Below are 16609 nucleotides of genomic sequence, written 5' to 3' on the forward strand. Positions count from 1 at the left end.
AAGACCATGAGCTACAAAGACTTCATCGCCGACCCGAACCGTTCCTGCGCCATCGTTGCCCATCGCGGCGCCTGGCATGGCGCGCCGGAAAACAGCCTGGCCTCCATCGAGAAGGCCATCGCTGTCGGCGCCGATATCGTCGAAATCGACGTGCGCAAGAGCGCCGATGGCGAGCTTTTCCTGATGCATGACGACACGCTATTGCGCATGGCCGGAATCGACCGCGACGCCGAAACCTTCACCATGTCGGAACTACAGGCGATCGCACTGCGCGAAGACGATGGCGGCGAAAGCCGCGCCATCTCCGACCAGCGCATTCCGACATTGAAGCAGGTTTTCGAGGCCATTCGCGGCCGCATCTTCGCCGATCTCGACCTGAAGGATCGCGGCCTGTTTTCGGAAGTCGCAGCCTGCGCCCGCGAGATGGGCGTGGCGTCCTCCGTCGACCTCAAGACCGTCGTGATGAACCACGCTGACATCGACTGGGTGCGTGCCCAGAATATCGAAGGCGTGCCGTTCATGGCGATGGCGCAGTTTTCGGCTGACAATGTCAGCGAGAGGCTGGCACTGCTTTCGGAGCTCAAGCCCTTCATGTGCGAGCTGCGCTTCGACGATCTCAGGACCATCGCCGACAACCAGCAGCTCTTCAGGGATGCCAGTATGGCAATCTGGTTCAACACGCTGGATATGGCGGCGAGCGGCGAATGGACCGATCCGAGGGCGCTCATCGAGCCCGACGCCGTCTGGGGTCGCCTGATGGATGCCGGTATCAGCACGATCCAGACCGACGAGCCGGCCGCCCTGCGACGCTATATCGAAGCGCGGAAAGTATCGCGAAAGCCGGCTGAGACCCTCGTCGCCGGTTGATCCTCTCCTGATGCGCCGGCCACCCGCCGCAAGGCGAGGTGGCCCGCATGGTCCGCCGGGTTATTTCACAGGCACGACAAGCGGCGAGCCCTTCGTGGCGATGTAGGTCGCCAGTTCCGAGGCCTTGCCGTCGCCGACATTTCTGGCCGAATGGGCAACGCCCGTGGGGATGAACAGCGACTGGCCGGCCTTCAGCGTCACCGGCTTTTGGCCATCCAGCTGATATTCCAGCACGCCATCGATGACATAGGCGATTTCTTCGCCTGGATGGTTGTGTTTGGGCGCAGAGGCGCCTGGGGCGAAATCGACCCGGACCTGGATGGCCTCATGGCCGGGCACGTCGATATCGTTCTGCACGAGGTCGGTGCGCTGGATTGGCTGCTCGGCATTTGCCCTGGTCAGTTGCATCGTGCCGGCGATGACGAGAGCGCCCGCTGCCATGATCATGATTGTCCTCATCTGTCTGTCCTTCCGTCCCTAGCTTGAGCCCCTGATCGGGCGACGGGGTTATTTGAACAGACGGATGAATGTGAAATGTTTCAGAAGAGGGGGCTTTTTGTATCGCCGTGTATCTGTCAGACGCTCACCGTCAAGGATTTGCCTCAAGCGCCCCGAGATGCTGATCGAGCGTCATCCTGCCCCAATGACGACGCTCGGGCATTTCGAAGCCGGTGTCGATGGTGACTTCGGTCATCTTCGCGTAACAACGGGCGGCCGCCCATGAGAAGCCGAGCCCGAGATAGTATTCCTCGAATTTTTCACGAGGGATCGTCTCGACCGTGACCGGGAGCCCGAGACGCGATGAGAGGGTCTTGGCGACGTCGGCGAAGGAATAGCGCTCCGGACCTTCCACATAGTCTATGCCGACATCATCGACTGGGCTTTCCAGGCGAGCGGCGGCAGCCTGTCCGAGATCCCTTGGCGAAACCATCGGTATCTTCATGTCTGCGGGGAAGGGCGTGGGCAGGCGCCCGGTCTCTCTCGCGGGCTGCAGCAGCATGTCGAGATTGGTGAAGTAATAGGCGCCGCGGTTGATGGCGGCCGGAATGCCGCTTGCCTTCACGAGGCGCTCGAATTCATAGAGCACAGAGAGATCGCCGATCCCGTCGCCATCCAGCGCTCCGTAGGTCGATGCCACGACGAGCTTCTCGAGCCCGGAATCCTGGAGTGCTGCGGCAATGCTTCTGACGGTCTTCAGTTCCTCGGCGTTGGTATCGCGTCCGGTATCGGCCGGTGGATTCAGCAGGAAGGCTCGACGCCCTTTTTGCAGGATGGAACGAAGCAGCCCGGTATCCGCCACATCAGCAACGAAGGGTTCAACGCCGTCTTGTTCGATGGCCGCAGCCTTCTGCGCGCTGTGAACGACGGCGATGATTTTCTCGCCAGACCGTCGCAATGTGTCGATGACGGCAGAGCCTATGTTTCCGGACGCACCAAGGATGACATACATGGTGAAACCTCGCAGGTAGCAGATGCATAACTGCGCTGACCGTTTGAGGTTCCGTCACCGATATCGCGGAGCGGGCGACAGCACGGGCAAGGGCAGGTGTGTCCGGGGATGCCCTTGCGGAAGTCCGTTCGGCCCCGGACCGAAGGCGGCTGCGCGGGTCTGAATATCCTGATAGGAATAACGGACGGGTGAGGCTTGGCCTGGACCGGAATAGTGCTGCCAACGCTGCAGGTGACGTTTTGCCTTTTGCCGTTTTCATGGAATTGGATCCGTACGGGGCCGCAGGCCTTCAGCCGATTATCGAGCATGTGGAGCGTATTTCGCCCAATGCCGCGACACCGCGCAGCTTGAACGTTGACCCGCATATAACGCTCGCCGTTTATGACGGGCTCGACCCTGAGCCTCTCGCAAGGGCGCTCGACCACTTCAGCGCGGACATGCGCGCTCCCAGCGTCAAGCTTTCGAGTATCGGTCTTTTTCCCGGACCAGCATCGGTTCTATTCGCCGCGCCTGTTGTCTCTGCGGAGCTGCTTGCCCTTCATCGAGATTTTCACGAGGCAGCCGCCTCGGCAGGGGCGGCGTGCTGGCCCTATTATCTTCCGGGAAACTGGGTGCCACATGTCACGCTCGGTGAGCAACTGAACCCCGAGGAGGCCGGGGCGGCAATCAGCGGCGCGATTGGTCTCTGGCAACCGGTGGCCGCAGGCTTGCACCGGATCTCACTCGTTCGCTTCCATCCGATCGATCTGTTGTGGCATCGGCAATTGCCGGGCTGAGCCTGTTTGGTCGCTTACGAGCGCCAGAAGGGCCGGTGGCTTTCCTCGTAAGCGGCATCCCGTGTCATGCCGAAATCCCTCAGCGTTTCGTCGGGCAGGGTATCCAGCTCACGGGCGAAGAGGCGTCGCTCGCTCCAGCGTTCCAGCCACAGGCGGAGCGTGTCTGTCATGTGCATGATGAAATTTCCTTTCTCTGTTGGCAAAACTCACCTAACATTAACGAGGTCTTAAGCGGCAATTTCCATTCGTTTTGCTTGGATGTCATGATTTTATGGCAGTATTCGAAGCTGGAAAAGCGCGTTATCTTGACCGTATCCGTTAGAAAATCTCACATATAGGAAATCCATGGCCCGCAATCTGCCGCCGCTGTCTTATCTCCGGGCCTTCGAGGCCACGGCACGTCTCGGCTCGGTGACACGGGCAGCCGACGAACTGGGGCGCACGCATGGGGCGGTTTCCAAGCAGCTGCAGCTTCTGCAGGAGCAGCTTGGGATTCCTGTCTTCGAGAAATCGGGAACGGGGCTTCGGCTGAATGAGGACGGCGCGGCGTTTTTTGCCACCGTGTCGCGCGCCTTCGATCTTCTGGAGGAGCGCTATCACGAGCTGAAGGCGAGCCGGAACGAGGCGAGTGTGCACATCGCCTGCAGCGCCACCTTCGCCATGATCTGGCTCGTACCGCGCCTGGCGGAATTCTACAGCCTCTATCCGAACTGCCGCGTGCAGCTTTCGATGTCGTCAAGCACGCGTGACGGCGGCACGAACCGGGCAAGGGACGGCGTGGATTTCACGCTGAGCTGGGATCGCCTGTCGCGTCCGCAGGTGAAGGGCGAATTCGTGCCGCTCGCCTCCGTCTCCTTCGGCCTGGTGTCCGCACCGGATTATCCCGTCCGCGCCGAAGGCGAGGAATTAAGCTTCCCGACCCGCATTTCCCCCGACCATATGAGCGAACAATGGACGAGCTGGCAGGCGGCGACCGGGCAGCGGATCTCGGCGCAGTCAGAGCTCTATTTTCCGCATATGCATCTCTGCGTCAGCGCGGCCGTCACCGGGCTTGGCGTCGCGCTGGTCGAGCGGCGCTTTGCGCTCACCGAGCTGAAGAGCGGCAAGCTTGTGGAGCGATCGGAATTCCTGACATACGAAGACGGTTTCGTGGCGATCATGAAGCCCGGCCGGGCGCTCTCGCCGGCTGCCGGCCATTTTCTCGACTGGCTGCGCGACGCCTTCGTGCGGGAATAGCCCGGCGGAAGCTCGCTTCAGCGACGAAACAGGTCCCACGCAAGCCAGATGCAAAGAGAGGCTGCAAGCAACCAGATGATCACAATCGCCACAAGGCCGGAACGGCTGAGCGGGCGCTGCGCGCGTTGCGTGGCCATGTTCCTGAACTCCGACATCAGAGGCGCAGGAATGAGGCGGATGGCTATGAGGATGCCGAGCGGGACGATGATGAGATCATCGAGATAGCCGAGTACCGGCACGAAATCGGGTATGAGATCGATTGGCGAAAGCGCATAGGCAGCAACGGCGCCGGCGACGATCTTGGCCACCATAGGCGTGCGGCCGTCCCGCGCGGCAATCCAGAGTGCGACGACATCGCGTTTCACGCTCCGCGCCCATTGCTTCGCGGCCGTCAGCCATTTGTCCATTATTGCGACACCTATCTGTTTGAGCATTCGGGCTGGATCATTGCAGGCGTGGTCTAACAGTTGATCCATTGAGTGGAAGTAGGGCCGAGCCCGAATGTTTTCTGTTTGTTCTTTTTCGCCGTTCAGTTACATTGCACTCGTGCGCGACGCCGATTTTCGCGAAAAGGGAGGTTGTCATGAAGGTGGTATTGTTTGGGATTTTCTTGCTGGCCGCCGGGAATGCGTCTGCTTCCTGCGACCTGGTTTCGGCTCCGTGCTCCACCGACAGTTCGGGCAATACCTATATCAGAGAGCAGAATCTCGGCGGCGGCTACAAGACCTATCGAAACGGGGATCTCTACTCGCAGACGCATCAGCAGCTCAACGGCAGCTATCGAGAGACCTATTCAAGCGGTGGCTACCGGACTTATTACAGCGATCCCAACCGCAGCGACCCCTATCAGGATAACAGGAAGAGCAGGGACGGACACTGAGGGCGCTCTTGCGACTGAGACTCAAAGAGCGGAAAGAGCGTCCAAAATTATCTCCAGACAATTTGACGACAGGCTGAGAAAGGCACCGACAACAATGCCTACGAACCCGAGCGCCAGCGCACCGACAAATCCATGATGCTCCCAGCCATATTGGGCTGCCATCTGCGTTACTACCGCCACGACCAGAAGCGTCCAGACGATCCTGACGGCGAAGAGCAGGCGGCGGAGCACTGGCTTGTCTTGCATCATGGCAGAGCGGAAATTCCGTGGAACGCCTCGTTTCCTCAGATGTAGGTTGCAATTTCGAGTTTCACCAGAGGCTGCCTGCCGTCTTCTGCGGAACTGGCTATCGGGCGACGACGGCCGTGCGGGGCAAAACCGCGCAGCCTCTTGCCCCTTGGCCCCCAGGTCAGTCTTCCACCAACTCAATCTCGGGACGGCCGGCAAGGGTGAGCCGCAGGCGGCCGCGGTCAGCGCGCTCGAGCATGATCGGGCCCGCCTTTTCCTCCAGTCGCCGGCGCAGCAAGATCAGCCGGGTCTCCAGATTGTCCTTGAAATCCGGCAGTTGCAGGCGCCGGTCGCGGCGTATCTCACGGTTCAGAAAGTCCCGCTTGCCGGTGCGCGCATAGTCTTCGAGGAAGTGCAGGAGCAGCCGCCCCGGCACGCCGCGGATGAGATAATCGTCGTCGACGAACAGCGAGCCGTCGCGCGGATAGAAGCGCACGGCGATGCGCCGACCGGCGGGCAGCCTCACGGCCTCGTCGGCCGACGCTTCCGCCTTCTCGCGCCACCCCGTCTCCGCCCGCTCGCGTTCCTCGGAAAGAAACGAGAGCGCGGTGGCCAGATGCGCGGCGATCACGGTCAGCGCCTCCTCGTCGCGATGGCGGAAGGTGAACCGCTCCGCCGATTCCGAAAACAGCACGCCGACGAGCCTTCCCCGCGCGACAAGCGGCAGCGCGATCTGGCTGAGCGGCTTGTCGAGCGCCGGAAGCGGGATCGGCGTATCCTCGACGCCCGCCATGGCCCGCACCGCCTGGATGTAGCGCTGACCGCGACTGAGGTCGGTGATCCGCACATTGCGCCGCCGCTCAGCCGCAACCCCGATAATGCCGCGCCCGGACGGAACCTCGGCGCCAAAGCCGAACTGGTCATAGCCGCGGCTGGCGATCGTCGTCAGCCCGCCGCGTTCGCCGTCCGGCACCAGCACCATCGAATAGCGGTAGCCGAAAAGCTCGCCGAGGCCCTCAAGCGTCACGTCGAGCAGCGTTTCCGGCTCGCTGCAGTCCGACATCCGCGCCGTCAGCCTCGCCACCCTGCCCATCAGGTCAGGCAGCACGAGCGGCTCCGGCTCGACTAGCGGATTGGCGGCCGGCACGGCCCGACAGTCCTCCACCCGGTAGATGTCGACGGCGCGCAGCTTCATGATTCCGGTCATCCGGCTTTCCAGGATCGCCAGATGGATCGCCACCCCCTCGAAGGTCTCGCTCTCCGTCTCGGAGCGCTCGAACACCAGGTCGAGCACGTGCTGCTGGCCGCTATAGCCGTCGACCACCATCACGGTCGCGAGCCCGTTGCGCGCCACATTTGTGGCGGTCTTGGAGAAGAACTGGTTGGAGAGAGCGACATGCGTCTCGTCTACGTAATGCACGTGCGAGAGATAGGAGACATTGGGCATTCCGTCCGCATCGGTGGTGGCGATAACGGAGGGAATGATGCCCTCGAAACTGTCCCGCAGCCTTTCGAGCGGAATCATGCGACGGCTTCCGGCGTCAGCCTGCGTCCGGCGCCCGGCCCCGGCGTCTGCTCGAAGATCTCCTGCGGCTCGATCGTCAGGCAGACGAGTTCCTGGTCCGAGAGCGTGCTTGAGAGCTGCATCCGGGTGACCCCGAGCGCCAGCATCCGCGCGAGCTGTTCTGCGACATAGGCCTCACCCAGTGTCCGGAAGGCGGCATCCGCCAGCCCCGCCTCCAGGACCCGGCCCTTGATCTGGCAGGCCTTGTAGTCGGCGGCCCGCACATAGGTCGTGGCAATCGGCCGGCCGGCCAGCGCCTCGCCCACGGCATCAGGCCATTGGCTGCGGGAGGCGAGAAAGTGCAGATGCCCGCTCTGCCGGTCGAAGCGCACGCCGGAGCCGCGGCCAATCATTGGCCGGCCGGCCTCGTCGCGCGTCGCGAACAGGATCATGACGGGACTTTCTATGAATTCCGCGAGTTCCGGCCCCAGCAATGCTTTTCCCCCCGATATGCGGCGATGATAATTAGATAGGATATTCTTAGCAATCATCGCAATTGCTTAGGATGGTTTTAGGAAGCGCCTCGCAAAGGCCTCGGTTATCTCACGGCCATCAGCCCGGCGCACAGGAAGAGGCGCCGGCCAACGAGAGGAAAACAATCATGAGCCACGAATTCTCGCTTACCAGCATCCCCGATCTCAACGGCCGCTACGACATTTACGGCGCGATACACAAGGGCCTGCGCAAGGCCGGCTGCGACCTGCTCGGACGCCTCGGCACGGCCGATTTCCAGAATGTCGAGGAGACGGTCTTCCTGATCGGCGACCTGCGCCATTACCTGATGCTTGCCGCCTCCCACGTCAGTCACGAGGACGACCACATCCACGTGGCGCTCGCCGCCAAGGGCGTCTCGACCGTCACGCTGGACGAGCAGCACGACGACCACCGCACGGCCTTCCGCGAGCTGGAAGAACTGATCGCCGCCTGGGAAAAGGCCTGGCCGCTGCACAAGTCCGCCTGCGGCCGCAAACTTTATCTCGCCTTTGCCGCCTATATCGCCGACGACTTCGCGCATATGCATGAGGAGGAGGCGGTGACCGGCCCTCTGCTGTGGCGCAACTTCAACGACCAGGAAATATTCGGCATCGAAATGCGCATCATCGGCTCCCTGCCGCCGGAGAAGAGCATGGCCTTCATGCGCCTCATGATCCCGGCGATCAATCCGGCGGAGCGTGCGGCACTCCTAGGCGCCATGAAGAAGGATGCGCCGCCGGAAATCTTCCAGGCTGTCATCGACTTCGCCGTCCGTCCGGGGCTTTCGGCGGGCGACTTCGCCAAGCTTGCCGACGCGCTGAAGCTGGCGGCCTGAGAAGATTGCTGCGGGCGGAGGATCGAGGCTCCGTCCGTGGCATCGCCGAGAATTTCCGGAGAAGAACCATGTGCAAACCGAACGGCGAGGCCGGCATCCCGGCCGAGTGTCCGCGCCGCGGCGATTGTCGCGGCTGCCTTATGCTGCCTTCAGCCATGGCGGGTGAGGGGATCGCCGCGCGTCCCGGGCGCCCGCCGCCCGCGTCGGTCTTCCTGGAGACTCCGAAAAACAGGAACCGCTCTAGTGATGCTTGAAATACTGCACCTCGCGCTCATGCTTCTCTGCCGCCTCGCGGGTCTTGAAAGTGCCGAGATTCTTGCGCTTGTGCGTCTTCGCATCAGGCTTGCGGGAATAGAGACGATATTCTCCTGACTTCAATTTCCGTATCATGTGAACCTCCTGTGCTGAGGGGTAAATTCCCCTCAGGCTTATCCGGTTCCGGCTGATTGCGAAGATCGCCTTTCGGTCACTGTCCAGTGACAAACGGCCGAAGCGCGTCGATCAGTTCGGTGGTGCCTTGGCGAACATCGCGCGCATTCGGCTCGACGTCGATGAGGCCACCCCTGCTATGCACGTCGTAGAGCTCGGTCAGAAGATCGGCAGCGCTGGCGCTCATCACTCGGCCCAGGCTTTCCCGCCATTGCGAGCGGGGCAGGGCTTCAGCAATGATCGCGCGCCCCAGCAACTGGCTCAGCGCGGAGGCCACGTCGCTTGCGCTATAGCGGCGCGGGCCTTCTGCGTGAACAATCTGTTCGCGCGTTTCGATGTCGGGCCGAAGCAGGAGATCTACGGCAATCCGGCCGACATCCTGCGCCGACACGTTGGGGATCTGCTTTTCGACCGGGTCATGAAAGCTCGGCAGAATGCCGGTTGCGATCGCTGCCGGCGCGACGCGAGCCCAGCCTTCCATATGCTCAGCCGACCGCAGGAATATCCGGCGCATATCCAGTTGGCGAAGGCGCTGTTCAAATTGGTAGAACATGCTCGGCATGGCGAAGCCTTCGCCGAGATGGGCGCCGTAGTCGGAAATGGCAAGCATGAGGGCCGGCCGCGCTTCTTCCAATGCCTCGGCAATGCTCTCGATCGAGCGGCGCATATCGCCTTTCATGTCTTCGGCTCGCGGGTCGGCCGGCAGAATGACCTGAACGCTGTCCGCACCTGATATCGCTCCGGCAAGCGCCTTGGCGTCCTGCAGATCGACAAAAGCGACATCGCAGCCGATGGCGGTCAGGCGGTCAGCCTTTGCCGGATCGCGCAGGATAGCGCGCACGGGCACACCTGCCTCGCGCAGCGCCTTGGCGGTCGAATAGCCGATCTTTCCGGCGGCTCCGAGGATTGCAATCATGTGTTTCTCCTTGCTGATGGTGCGCAAGGACTAGAGGGGCGCGCCAGAGGCGTCGCACATATTCAGGCCGGTCTTTGCAATTTCGGGCGGAATTCGCCGACTTCGCGCAGGATCTCGCCGGGTGTCTGGCCGGTGAGCCGGCGCATGGTGGTTGCCATATGGCTCTGATGGGCAAAGCCCGCGGCAAGCGCAATCTCGCTTGCGGCCATATCCGTCGTCGTCATCAGGGCGCGGGCATATTCGACGCGGCGGCGGATGACATATTGGTGCACGGAAACGCCGGTGCTGTTGCGAAACAGGCTCTTCAACCGTGTGACACTGACACCAGCAACGACCGCAAGGTCTGCCAGATGCAGCTTCCGGTCCAGATGCGTCTCGATGAATTCCGTCAGCATCCGCAATTGCCGGGCCGAGAGTTTCGGTTCGCGGTTGATCTCGGGCCGAGGCGCGCCGTCGCTCGCCGTTTCGATCAGCCGGATGGCGAGCGCGTTGGCGAGAAGATCGATATAAAGCGGATCGGAGGGCGTATCGGCTTCCAGATCCGCCTTGATCGCCCGGCAGATCGCCTCGATGCCGGTGTCACGCAGCTGAAATCGCGGCTGCAGCTCGATCTTGCCGGCATCCCGGCCTAGATCTTCCGCGACCTGTTCCAGCCGCGAGGGATCGAGACTTACGCGCAGGATCCGGCAATCGGCATCATCCTCCCAGGACCCGTCGAGACCGGCCGGGATAACGTCGATATCGCCCGGCTTTTGCACGCGGATCATCCGGCGGCCATCGCAACTGCAGTCGGCGTTGACAGGCGGGCCAAAGTGGATGCCCAGACGATGCATGTCACCGCCCGGTGCACGAGAGAGGCCGCGGGGAATATGCAGGAATTCGGCAGCGAGCCCACTCCACGCCCGTCCGGCGCTGGTCAACAGGATCTGCGGTGACGTCTGCAGGGATGGAGCTGTCATAATATGTCTTTGCTTTTGGCTTTTGGCTCTTAGCTTGGGGCCTGGATGCTACGTCTCAACCGCCGGCTTGCCAACCGGGTTTACCGTCGCAATCAGATGATCGCTTCGATGAGGAATGGACCGCGGCGCCTGAGCGCGCTTTCGAAAAGATCGGCGAATTGCTCGCAGCTATGTGCGCCCGCGGCATCGACGCCCATGCCCTTGGCGACCGAAACCCAATCCCAGGCCGGGTGATCGAGGTCCATCATCCGCCTTGCATTCTCGCCGATGCCGTTGACGCCGACATTGCGCATTTCGGCATGCAGCACGGCATAGGCGCGGTTGGCGAAGATGATCGTCACCACGTCGAGGTTTTCGCGGGCCTGCGTCCACAGGCCCTGCACCGTGTACATGCCGCTGCCATCCGCCTGCAGATTGATGACCTTGCGATCCGGGCAGGCGATCGCGGCACCCGTCGCAAGCGGGATGCCGCAGCCGATCGAGCCGCCCGTGTTCATCAGGTAATCGTGCGGCGCAGCCGCGGCCGTGAGCTCGAAGAAACGGCGGGCCGAAGTGATAGCCTCTTCGCAGACGATGGCATTATCAGGGAGCCTTTCCGCCACCATCACGGCGACTGCATCTTCGGTCAGATGTCCGAACGGGACGATATAATCGGAATCGGTGATTGTCCGCCGCTGTGGTTGCGATGGTTTGACGCCGAGTTCGTCCCGCAGCGCCTCCAGCGCGCCTTTCAAATCCTCTCCATGTTTCGCCAATGTGAGGACCTTGCAGCCGTTGCGCACCAATCGTCCCGGCTTGCCCGGATAGGCAAAGAAGGCGACGGGTTCGGGAGCGCCGACGAGCACCAGAACATCGATATCGGCAAGCAGTTGCAGGGCGTCGTCGATCGGGTAGGGGATGCGGGTCGGGGTGACACGGCCGCCGCCGCGCTCCATCCTAGCCAACAGCACTTCACTGAAGAGACGTACATCCTTGGCCGCGGCAATCGCGCCTGATATCTCCAGACAGTCGGCGCGGGCAGCCGCCCCGCTGACGAGAATAGCGGCCTCGCCCGGCGTGTTACGAATGGCGTTGGCAACCTCGCGCACGGTATCCATACTGACGGCTGATGGCGCTGGAGGAGACACCTTAAGCGGTTGCGCGGAAGCGACTTCGCCCCAGGCGGCATCTGCCGGCAGGATGAGCGTTGCCACACCAGGAGGTGACAATGAGGCACGGAAGGCAGCCTCCGTCGCGTCTGCCACATCCTCGGGACTGCTGATGCGACGCACCCAGTTGGACATCGGCGCAGCAAGGCTTTCGATATCCGATGTCAGCGGCGCATCGAGGGCAAGATGATAGGAGGCGTGGTCGCCGACGATGTTGATGACGGGAACTCTTGCCCGGCGGGCATTGTGGAGATTGGCAAGGCCGTTCGCCAGCCCCGGTCCGGTGTGGAGCAAGGTCGCCGCCGGTCGGTCGGTCATGCGCGCATAGCCGTCCGCCGCTCCGGTGACGACGCCCTCGGAGAGACCGAGAATGCAGCGCATGTCGGACTTGCGGTCGAGTGCCGCCACGAAATGCATTTCCGACGTGCCGGGATTGGCAAAGCACACCCTGACATCGTTTGCCAGGAGCGTGTCACACAGGCTGTCTGCACCATTCATGGCCGTTTCCTCCCGTATCATAGCCTCGCACGGGAAGAATATAGGCACAACCTTGAATAATGCATCCGGCCGGCGCGAGCTTTCGTGACAGTGCCGCAAGCCGCATCTATAATCATTGCGGTCGCAGCCTCGGCAGCCATTGGGGAGTTGGCGATGAGCATGCAGTTCAGGAACGAGTTGCATGAGGATTTCGGCAGCTGGCCGATCGCCTATATTCCCTATGGCGGGGCGGATTTCGGCGAGATCCGGGCCGTGGCGGAAGCCGTCGGCGATGGCGATCATGCCGCCTTTTACGAAGCGTGGGTTTCGGCCGGCGACCGGCTGAAAGGCGAAGCGGAGGCCGCGCTTTCCGGGGGCCATAAGGTCAGCGCGCGCGAGCTTTATCTGCGGGCAAGCGTCTTCTACGCGGCGTCCTATCATCCGCTCTACGGAGCGCCTGTCGACCCGCGTCTGCTTTCCGGCTTCCGCAAGCAGACGTATGCGCTGGAGACGGGGCTTGCGCTCTCGGCGCCGACGATCGAGCCGCTTGCCATTCCGCTCGGCGAAACGCCGATGCCTGGATATTTCATTCCGGCGCATGGTCTCGAGCATGAGGTGCGGCCGCTCGTCATCTTTAACAACGGCTATGACTGCACCATCACCGACACCTATTTCGCCTGCGCCGTCGCAGCCTCGCGGCGCGGCTACCACAGCCTGCTCTTCGACGGCCCCGGCCAGGGCGCCATGCTCTACGAGCACGGCATCCCGCTGCGGCCGGACTGGGATGTGGTCATCCGTGCGGTGGTGGATTTTGCGGTGAACTATCCGCTCGTCGATCCTGATCGTATCGCCCTCAGCGGCTGGAGCCTCGGCGGGTTTCTGGCTCCGCGCGGGGCGGCGGGCGAGCCGCGCATTGCGGCGCTGATCGCCGATCCCGGCACCTGGAGCATTGCCGACGGTTTTCGCAAGATCATCGTCCAAAAGTTCGGCGTGCCTGCGGAAGCGGCGGCCGATCTCGGCGCTCTCGACCAGACACTGCTCGATACGATGGATGCCTTCATCCGCAACAATCCGGTGCTGAGCTGGAAGGTGGTGCAACGAGGCTTCTGGGTGCATGGGGTGGATAACCTCAGGGCCTATCTCGCCTCGGCCGAGCTTTTCACCATGCGGGGACATGCGGAGCGCATCCAGTGCCCGACTTTGATCACCCAGGCGGAGAATGACGGGCTTGCCGCCGATGCCGGCTTTTTCTTCGATACGCTGCGCTGCTCCAAGACCTTGCTGCGGTTCACCGCCGAAGAAGGCGCGGATGGCCATTGCGAGATGAAGAACCGGTCACTGCTCAACAGGCGGGTTCTGGACTGGCTCGACGAGCAATTCGGGCCGGGCACCAGCTAGATGGTCCAGAAGGCTGCGGGCATGGACGGGCAATTCCGCCCTTTGCGCCGTGCAGACTACCAGCTGCCGTGTCGCCCAATCATCCGACAGGCCGAGAATGGCAATCCCGGATGATCTTTTCTGGCGGCGGCCCGCCGTCTCCGGGACGATCCCGATCCCGGCGCCTGCACCAGCCAGCCGGCAGATAGCCTCGAAATCACGCAGCCGCACCCGGGTCTTCAGCCTGATGCCGATGCGGCCTGCCTGCGCATCGATATGGTCCTGCAGGGCACCGGCGGCGAGGCCGATGAAATGTTCATCGACGAGATCGGCGAAGCGGATACTGCTCTCCAGGGCAAGAGGATGGCTGTTGCCGACAACGACGACGAGGCGATCGATCGCGAAAGGTCGCGCCGTCAGGCCGGCCATATCAGTCGCGGCAGAGAGGATGCCGATCTCGGCATGGCCAGCCGCGATGCTTCTGGCAATCTCGACGCTCTGTCGCTCCTTCAGTTGCAGATCCACCTGCGGGTTGGCGGCCATCCAGGGTGCGAGCCGTTCAGGCAGATGTTCCGATATGGCTGCCGTGTTGGCGAGAATGCTGATCGTCGAGCGCAACCCGCGTGCATATTCGCCGAGTTCACCACGCATCTGCCTGATCTGTCCGAGGATCACGCGGGCATGGTGGGCCAGCGCTTCGCCGGCCTCCGTCGGGGAGACGCCACGCCGGCCGCGCTCCAGCAGGGTGACTTCGCCAAGCGCCTCCATGTCGCGCAGGCGCTCGCTCGCAGCCGCCAGCGACAGCCCCACGTCCGCCGCCCCATGGGTGATACTGCCGGCATCGACGACGGCCAGAAACAGGCGAAGGTCGGTAAGATCGAAACGCATCTTGCAAGGATAGGCCAATTTCAGCCTTCGGACCAGCCGAAGGCCGCGCGCCGTCGTCAGTTACCAATATCTGGCAGCTTTTCGCAGGGCCGGCCTTCCTTCCGCTCCTGCGCCGGTTCTGGCTCATGACGGCGGCCATCTTTTTGGGAACGATGCTCGGTTCGGCGTGGCTGACAAGCGGCGATACCAGCCTCACGACCAGAGGACTTGGCGTGGTATTGGTGCTCTATGTGACCTATGCGCTGTTTGCCTGCGAGCTCCGCGTGCCCAAGGCAATGGAGCCATGGCTTTCGCCCATCATCGGTGCGGTGACTGGACTGGTGACGGGCAGCACAGGCGTCTTCGTCATTCCGGCCGTGCCTTATCTGCAGGCGCTGGGGCTTGCGAAGGACGATCTGGTGCAGGCGCTGGGCCTTTCCTTCACCATTTCCACAATTGCGCTTGCGTCATCGCTTGGGCTGCGCGGCGCCTTCAACACGGGTGATCTGGCGCTCTCCTGTCTCGCCATCCTTCCGGCGCTTGCGGGCATGGGGGTGGGGCAGATGCTGCGCCGGCGGATTGCGCCTGAAACTTTCCGCCGCTGGTTTCTCATCTGCCTGCTGCTGCTCGGCGCGGGGATGTGTCTGGGACCACATTGAAACCGCCCATCAGCCGTGCCCTTCATCGATTGCGGCAATCGCTTCGATTTCGATCATGGCCTTGGGATCATAGAGCGCCTTGATCTCCGCGATCGTGTCGGCGGGGTAGGGCTCGGAGAAATATGTGCGGCGCAGTTCGACCACATCAGGGAAATGGCCCATATCGGTGACGAAGATTGTCACCTTGATGACGTCTTTCAGGCTTGAGCCGCCGGCCTCCAAAGCGCGGCGCAGATTGGCGAAAGCCTGTTCGCCCTGGGCGCGGAAACCGCCATCGACGATCCGACCACCGTCATCGGCGCCGGCCTGGCCGGAAATGAACAGGAGATTGCCGAACCTGATTCCCTGCGACAGCAGGAATGGTGCGTAATTATCCGGCTCGGTGACGATACGTTCCAGCATTGATTCACTCCTTGTGAGGGCCGATGATCGAGATGGATTCATCTTCCTGACCTCAGCCACCTGAAGAGAATGGGGCTGTTTCCTTGCCTCGACAAACTCCAAATCGTCAGTTATCGAGTGAATCTAATTCATCCATGGTGATCATGCGCAGACTTCCGCCGCTCTCCGCGCCTTCGAGGCAGCCGCCCGCCTCATGAGCTTCAAGCGGGCCGCGGCGGAACTCAGTGTCACGCCCACAGCCATCAGCCACCAGATCAGGTCTCTGGAGGAGCATACGGGTCTCGTCCTGTTCGGTCGGCAGGTGCGCAAGGTGGTGCTGACCGAGGCGGGTGCGCAGCTGTACCCTGTTCTGCGGGACGGGTTCGACGCCTTCGAGGCGACGCTCGATCGCCTGGTCCAAATCCGCAAACGCGCCAGGGTGACGATTTCAGCCACAAACGCGTTCACCGCCAAATGGCTAGTCCCGCGGGTGGCACGTTTCCATGCCTTGCATCCGGACATCGACCTTCAGCTGCATGCTTCGGACGAAGCGGTCGGGCTTGCGGACAATGGCGTCGATATTGCCATCCGGTACGGTCGGGGGCCCTATCCCGGCCTGAGCGCTGAGGTGATGTTCGCCGACGACTTCGCGCCCGTGGCCAACCCGCTGTTCGGTGCACTGAGCATCGAGGATCTGAGTAGAGTGCCGCTGATCCATTTTCAGTGGCGGCGAAATCACCCGCTCAACCCCACCTGGGAGCGCTGGTACTCGGCGGCCGGTATTGTCCGGTCGCAGCCTCAGGGACAACTGTATTTTTCTGACGAAAGCCATGCCGTTCAGGCTGCTGTTGCCGGACAGGGGATAGCGTTGTTGAGCTTGGCCCTTGTGCGCGACGAGTTGCAAGCCGGGCACCTCGTCCAGCCGTTTGGCCCGACCGTTCCCGGCCATACCTACCATATGGTCATGAATATCGATCCGCCGCCTGGCGCCAGCGTCCCCGCCGCGGCCGAATGGCTGCGTGCGGAGATTGCGCGCGGTTGATCATTCGGCGTTTCCGCGTGCAGCACCCGCCGCCTTGTTTTAGC

21 protein-coding genes are annotated in these 16609 nt (G+C 62.3%); 8 read left to right on the forward strand and 13 right to left on the reverse strand.

The window, feature by feature from the left end:
• Positions 1 to 6 precede the first annotated feature (6 nt).
• Positions 7 to 867: a glycerophosphodiester phosphodiesterase family protein gene (locus AC1D35_RS09145; RefSeq protein ID WP_113308373.1), complete on the forward strand. Its 861-nt coding sequence runs from the start codon at positions 7 to 9 to the stop codon at positions 865 to 867.
• A gap of 60 nt (positions 868 to 927) precedes the next feature.
• Here AC1D35_RS09145 and AC1D35_RS09150 read toward each other — a convergent pair whose 3' ends face one another.
• Both AC1D35_RS09150 and AC1D35_RS09155 read right to left on the reverse strand, forming a co-directional pair.
• The gene (locus tag AC1D35_RS09150; protein WP_113308372.1) at positions 928 to 1326 is read right to left on the reverse strand and encodes a cupin domain-containing protein; all 399 of its coding nucleotides are present in this window, start codon (positions 1324 to 1326) and stop codon (positions 928 to 930) included.
• Between the two features lie 130 nt (positions 1327 to 1456).
• Positions 1457 to 2317: an NmrA family NAD(P)-binding protein gene (locus AC1D35_RS09155; protein ID WP_113308371.1), complete on the reverse strand. Its 861-nt coding sequence runs from the start codon at positions 2315 to 2317 to the stop codon at positions 1457 to 1459.
• Between the two features lie 257 nt (positions 2318 to 2574).
• On the opposite strand from AC1D35_RS09155, the gene AC1D35_RS09160 reads away from it, so the two are divergent.
• Entirely contained in the window at positions 2575 to 3093 is a 519-nt protein-coding gene (locus AC1D35_RS09160; RefSeq protein ID WP_162748456.1) for a 2'-5' RNA ligase family protein, read from the forward strand.
• 14 nt (positions 3094 to 3107) lie between these two features.
• Here AC1D35_RS09160 and AC1D35_RS09165 read toward each other — a convergent pair whose 3' ends face one another.
• Positions 3108 to 3269: a YjiS-like domain-containing protein gene (locus tag AC1D35_RS09165; protein ID WP_113308369.1), complete on the reverse strand. Its 162-nt coding sequence runs from the start codon at positions 3267 to 3269 to the stop codon at positions 3108 to 3110.
• Between the two features lie 169 nt (positions 3270 to 3438).
• Between AC1D35_RS09165 and AC1D35_RS09170 the strand changes: the two genes are divergently transcribed.
• Positions 3439 to 4329 (forward strand): LysR substrate-binding domain-containing protein, encoded by an 891-nt coding sequence (locus AC1D35_RS09170; protein WP_113308368.1) that lies wholly within the window; start codon positions 3439 to 3441, stop codon positions 4327 to 4329.
• A 17-nt stretch (positions 4330 to 4346) separates the two neighbouring features.
• On the opposite strand, the gene AC1D35_RS09175 is transcribed toward AC1D35_RS09170, so the two are convergent.
• Positions 4347 to 4736 (reverse strand): YkvA family protein, encoded by a 390-nt coding sequence (locus AC1D35_RS09175; RefSeq protein ID WP_113308407.1) that lies wholly within the window; start codon positions 4734 to 4736, stop codon positions 4347 to 4349.
• 176 nt (positions 4737 to 4912) lie between these two features.
• Between AC1D35_RS09175 and AC1D35_RS09180 the strand changes: the two genes are divergently transcribed.
• Positions 4913 to 5209, forward strand: coding sequence for a hypothetical protein (locus AC1D35_RS09180; RefSeq protein WP_113308367.1), 297 nt, complete (start codon positions 4913 to 4915; stop codon positions 5207 to 5209).
• 21 nt (positions 5210 to 5230) lie between these two features.
• Here AC1D35_RS09180 and AC1D35_RS09185 read toward each other — a convergent pair whose 3' ends face one another.
• The 3 genes from AC1D35_RS09185 to AC1D35_RS09195 all read right to left on the reverse strand — a co-directional run bounded on the left by AC1D35_RS09185 (position 5231) and on the right by AC1D35_RS09195 (position 7492).
• A complete protein-coding gene (locus AC1D35_RS09185) occupies positions 5231 to 5458 on the reverse strand; it encodes a hypothetical protein (protein ID WP_477855292.1) in 228 nt (75 codons plus the stop codon).
• A 160-nt stretch (positions 5459 to 5618) separates the two neighbouring features.
• On the reverse strand, positions 5619 to 6962 hold the full coding sequence (locus AC1D35_RS09190) for a GAF domain-containing protein (protein WP_113308366.1): 1344 nt from the start codon (positions 6960 to 6962) through the stop codon (positions 5619 to 5621).
• Positions 6959 to 7492 carry a hypothetical protein gene (locus AC1D35_RS09195; RefSeq protein WP_477855293.1) on the reverse strand — a complete coding sequence of 178 codons (534 nt, stop codon included), beginning with the start codon at positions 7490 to 7492 and terminating at the stop codon, positions 6959 to 6961. The genes AC1D35_RS09190 and AC1D35_RS09195 overlap by 4 nt, the downstream gene beginning before the upstream one ends.
• A 110-nt stretch (positions 7493 to 7602) precedes the next feature.
• Between AC1D35_RS09195 and AC1D35_RS09200 the strand changes: the two genes are divergently transcribed.
• Entirely contained in the window at positions 7603 to 8310 is a 708-nt protein-coding gene (locus AC1D35_RS09200) for a hemerythrin domain-containing protein (protein WP_113308364.1), read from the forward strand.
• Between the two features lie 240 nt (positions 8311 to 8550).
• Here AC1D35_RS09200 and AC1D35_RS09205 read toward each other — a convergent pair whose 3' ends face one another.
• The 4 genes from AC1D35_RS09205 to AC1D35_RS09220 form a co-directional block, all read right to left on the reverse strand.
• Positions 8551 to 8700, reverse strand: coding sequence for a hypothetical protein (locus tag AC1D35_RS09205; RefSeq protein ID WP_113308362.1), 150 nt, complete (start codon positions 8698 to 8700; stop codon positions 8551 to 8553).
• Positions 8701 to 8776: 76 nt separating this feature from the next.
• Positions 8777 to 9655, reverse strand: a complete 879-nt coding sequence (locus AC1D35_RS09210) for an NmrA family NAD(P)-binding protein (protein WP_113308361.1) — start codon at positions 9653 to 9655, stop codon at positions 8777 to 8779.
• 62 nt (positions 9656 to 9717) lie between these two features.
• Positions 9718 to 10614 (reverse strand): helix-turn-helix domain-containing protein, encoded by an 897-nt coding sequence (locus AC1D35_RS09215; protein WP_113308360.1) that lies wholly within the window; start codon positions 10612 to 10614, stop codon positions 9718 to 9720.
• 92 nt (positions 10615 to 10706) lie between these two features.
• Complete coding sequence (locus AC1D35_RS09220; RefSeq protein WP_113308359.1) at positions 10707 to 12260, reverse strand: acetolactate synthase large subunit; 1554 nt, start codon at positions 12258 to 12260, stop codon at positions 10707 to 10709.
• Positions 12261 to 12413: 153 nt separating this feature from the next.
• Here AC1D35_RS09220 and AC1D35_RS09225 point away from each other — a divergent pair, with 153 nt between their 5' ends.
• Positions 12414 to 13637 (forward strand): alpha/beta fold hydrolase, encoded by a 1224-nt coding sequence (locus AC1D35_RS09225; RefSeq protein ID WP_113308358.1) that lies wholly within the window; start codon positions 12414 to 12416, stop codon positions 13635 to 13637.
• On the opposite strand, the gene AC1D35_RS09230 is transcribed toward AC1D35_RS09225, so the two are convergent.
• Positions 13575 to 14504, reverse strand: coding sequence for a LysR family transcriptional regulator (locus AC1D35_RS09230; protein ID WP_113308357.1), 930 nt, complete (start codon positions 14502 to 14504; stop codon positions 13575 to 13577). The two genes, AC1D35_RS09225 and AC1D35_RS09230, sit on opposite strands and share 63 nt — an antisense overlap.
• A gap of 68 nt (positions 14505 to 14572) precedes the next feature.
• Here AC1D35_RS09230 and AC1D35_RS09235 point away from each other — a divergent pair, with 68 nt between their 5' ends.
• Positions 14573 to 15142, forward strand: a complete 570-nt coding sequence (locus AC1D35_RS09235; protein ID WP_477938544.1) for a sulfite exporter TauE/SafE family protein — start codon at positions 14573 to 14575, stop codon at positions 15140 to 15142.
• Positions 15143 to 15151: 9 nt separating this feature from the next.
• Here the strand turns inward: AC1D35_RS09235 and AC1D35_RS09240 are convergent, their stop codons facing one another.
• Positions 15152 to 15544, reverse strand: a complete 393-nt coding sequence (locus AC1D35_RS09240; protein WP_113301064.1) for a RidA family protein — start codon at positions 15542 to 15544, stop codon at positions 15152 to 15154.
• A gap of 130 nt (positions 15545 to 15674) precedes the next feature.
• On the opposite strand from AC1D35_RS09240, the gene AC1D35_RS09245 reads away from it, so the two are divergent.
• Positions 15675 to 16565, forward strand: a complete 891-nt coding sequence (locus tag AC1D35_RS09245; RefSeq protein WP_477855317.1) for a LysR substrate-binding domain-containing protein — start codon at positions 15675 to 15677, stop codon at positions 16563 to 16565.
• Positions 16566 to 16609: the final 44 nt, after the last annotated feature.

The organism is Rhizobium sp. P1_E6 (assembly GCF_056405875.1).

Coding starts and splice junctions, on each gene's coding strand:
- AC1D35_RS09230 (WP_113308357.1), bottom strand. CDS start 14,504: ATGCGTTTCGATCTTACCGACCTTCGCCTGTTTCTGGCCGTCGTCGAT.
- AC1D35_RS09145 (WP_113308373.1), top strand. CDS start 7: ATGAGCTACAAAGACTTCATCGCCGACCCGAACCGTTCCTGCGCCATC.
- AC1D35_RS09190 (WP_113308366.1), bottom strand. CDS start 6,962: ATGATTCCGCTCGAAAGGCTGCGGGACAGTTTCGAGGGCATCATTCCC.
- AC1D35_RS09220 (WP_113308359.1), bottom strand. CDS start 12,260: ATGAATGGTGCAGACAGCCTGTGTGACACGCTCCTGGCAAACGATGTC.
- AC1D35_RS09185 (WP_477855292.1), bottom strand. CDS start 5,458: ATGATGCAAGACAAGCCAGTGCTCCGCCGCCTGCTCTTCGCCGTCAGG.
- AC1D35_RS09205 (WP_113308362.1), bottom strand. CDS start 8,700: ATGATACGGAAATTGAAGTCAGGAGAATATCGTCTCTATTCCCGCAAG.
- AC1D35_RS09200 (WP_113308364.1), top strand. CDS start 7,603: ATGAGCCACGAATTCTCGCTTACCAGCATCCCCGATCTCAACGGCCGC.
- AC1D35_RS09240 (WP_113301064.1), bottom strand. CDS start 15,544: ATGCTGGAACGTATCGTCACCGAGCCGGATAATTACGCACCATTCCTG.
- AC1D35_RS09175 (WP_113308407.1), bottom strand. CDS start 4,736: ATGGACAAATGGCTGACGGCCGCGAAGCAATGGGCGCGGAGCGTGAAA.
- AC1D35_RS09165 (WP_113308369.1), bottom strand. CDS start 3,269: ATGCACATGACAGACACGCTCCGCCTGTGGCTGGAACGCTGGAGCGAG.
- AC1D35_RS09215 (WP_113308360.1), bottom strand. CDS start 10,614: ATGACAGCTCCATCCCTGCAGACGTCACCGCAGATCCTGTTGACCAGC.
- AC1D35_RS09180 (WP_113308367.1), top strand. CDS start 4,913: ATGAAGGTGGTATTGTTTGGGATTTTCTTGCTGGCCGCCGGGAATGCG.
- AC1D35_RS09170 (WP_113308368.1), top strand. CDS start 3,439: ATGGCCCGCAATCTGCCGCCGCTGTCTTATCTCCGGGCCTTCGAGGCC.
- AC1D35_RS09195 (WP_477855293.1), bottom strand. CDS start 7,492: ATGATTGCTAAGAATATCCTATCTAATTATCATCGCCGCATATCGGGG.
- AC1D35_RS09150 (WP_113308372.1), bottom strand. CDS start 1,326: ATGAGGACAATCATGATCATGGCAGCGGGCGCTCTCGTCATCGCCGGC.
- AC1D35_RS09225 (WP_113308358.1), top strand. CDS start 12,414: ATGAGCATGCAGTTCAGGAACGAGTTGCATGAGGATTTCGGCAGCTGG.
- AC1D35_RS09160 (WP_162748456.1), top strand. CDS start 2,575: ATGGAATTGGATCCGTACGGGGCCGCAGGCCTTCAGCCGATTATCGAG.
- AC1D35_RS09155 (WP_113308371.1), bottom strand. CDS start 2,317: ATGTATGTCATCCTTGGTGCGTCCGGAAACATAGGCTCTGCCGTCATC.
- AC1D35_RS09210 (WP_113308361.1), bottom strand. CDS start 9,655: ATGATTGCAATCCTCGGAGCCGCCGGAAAGATCGGCTATTCGACCGCC.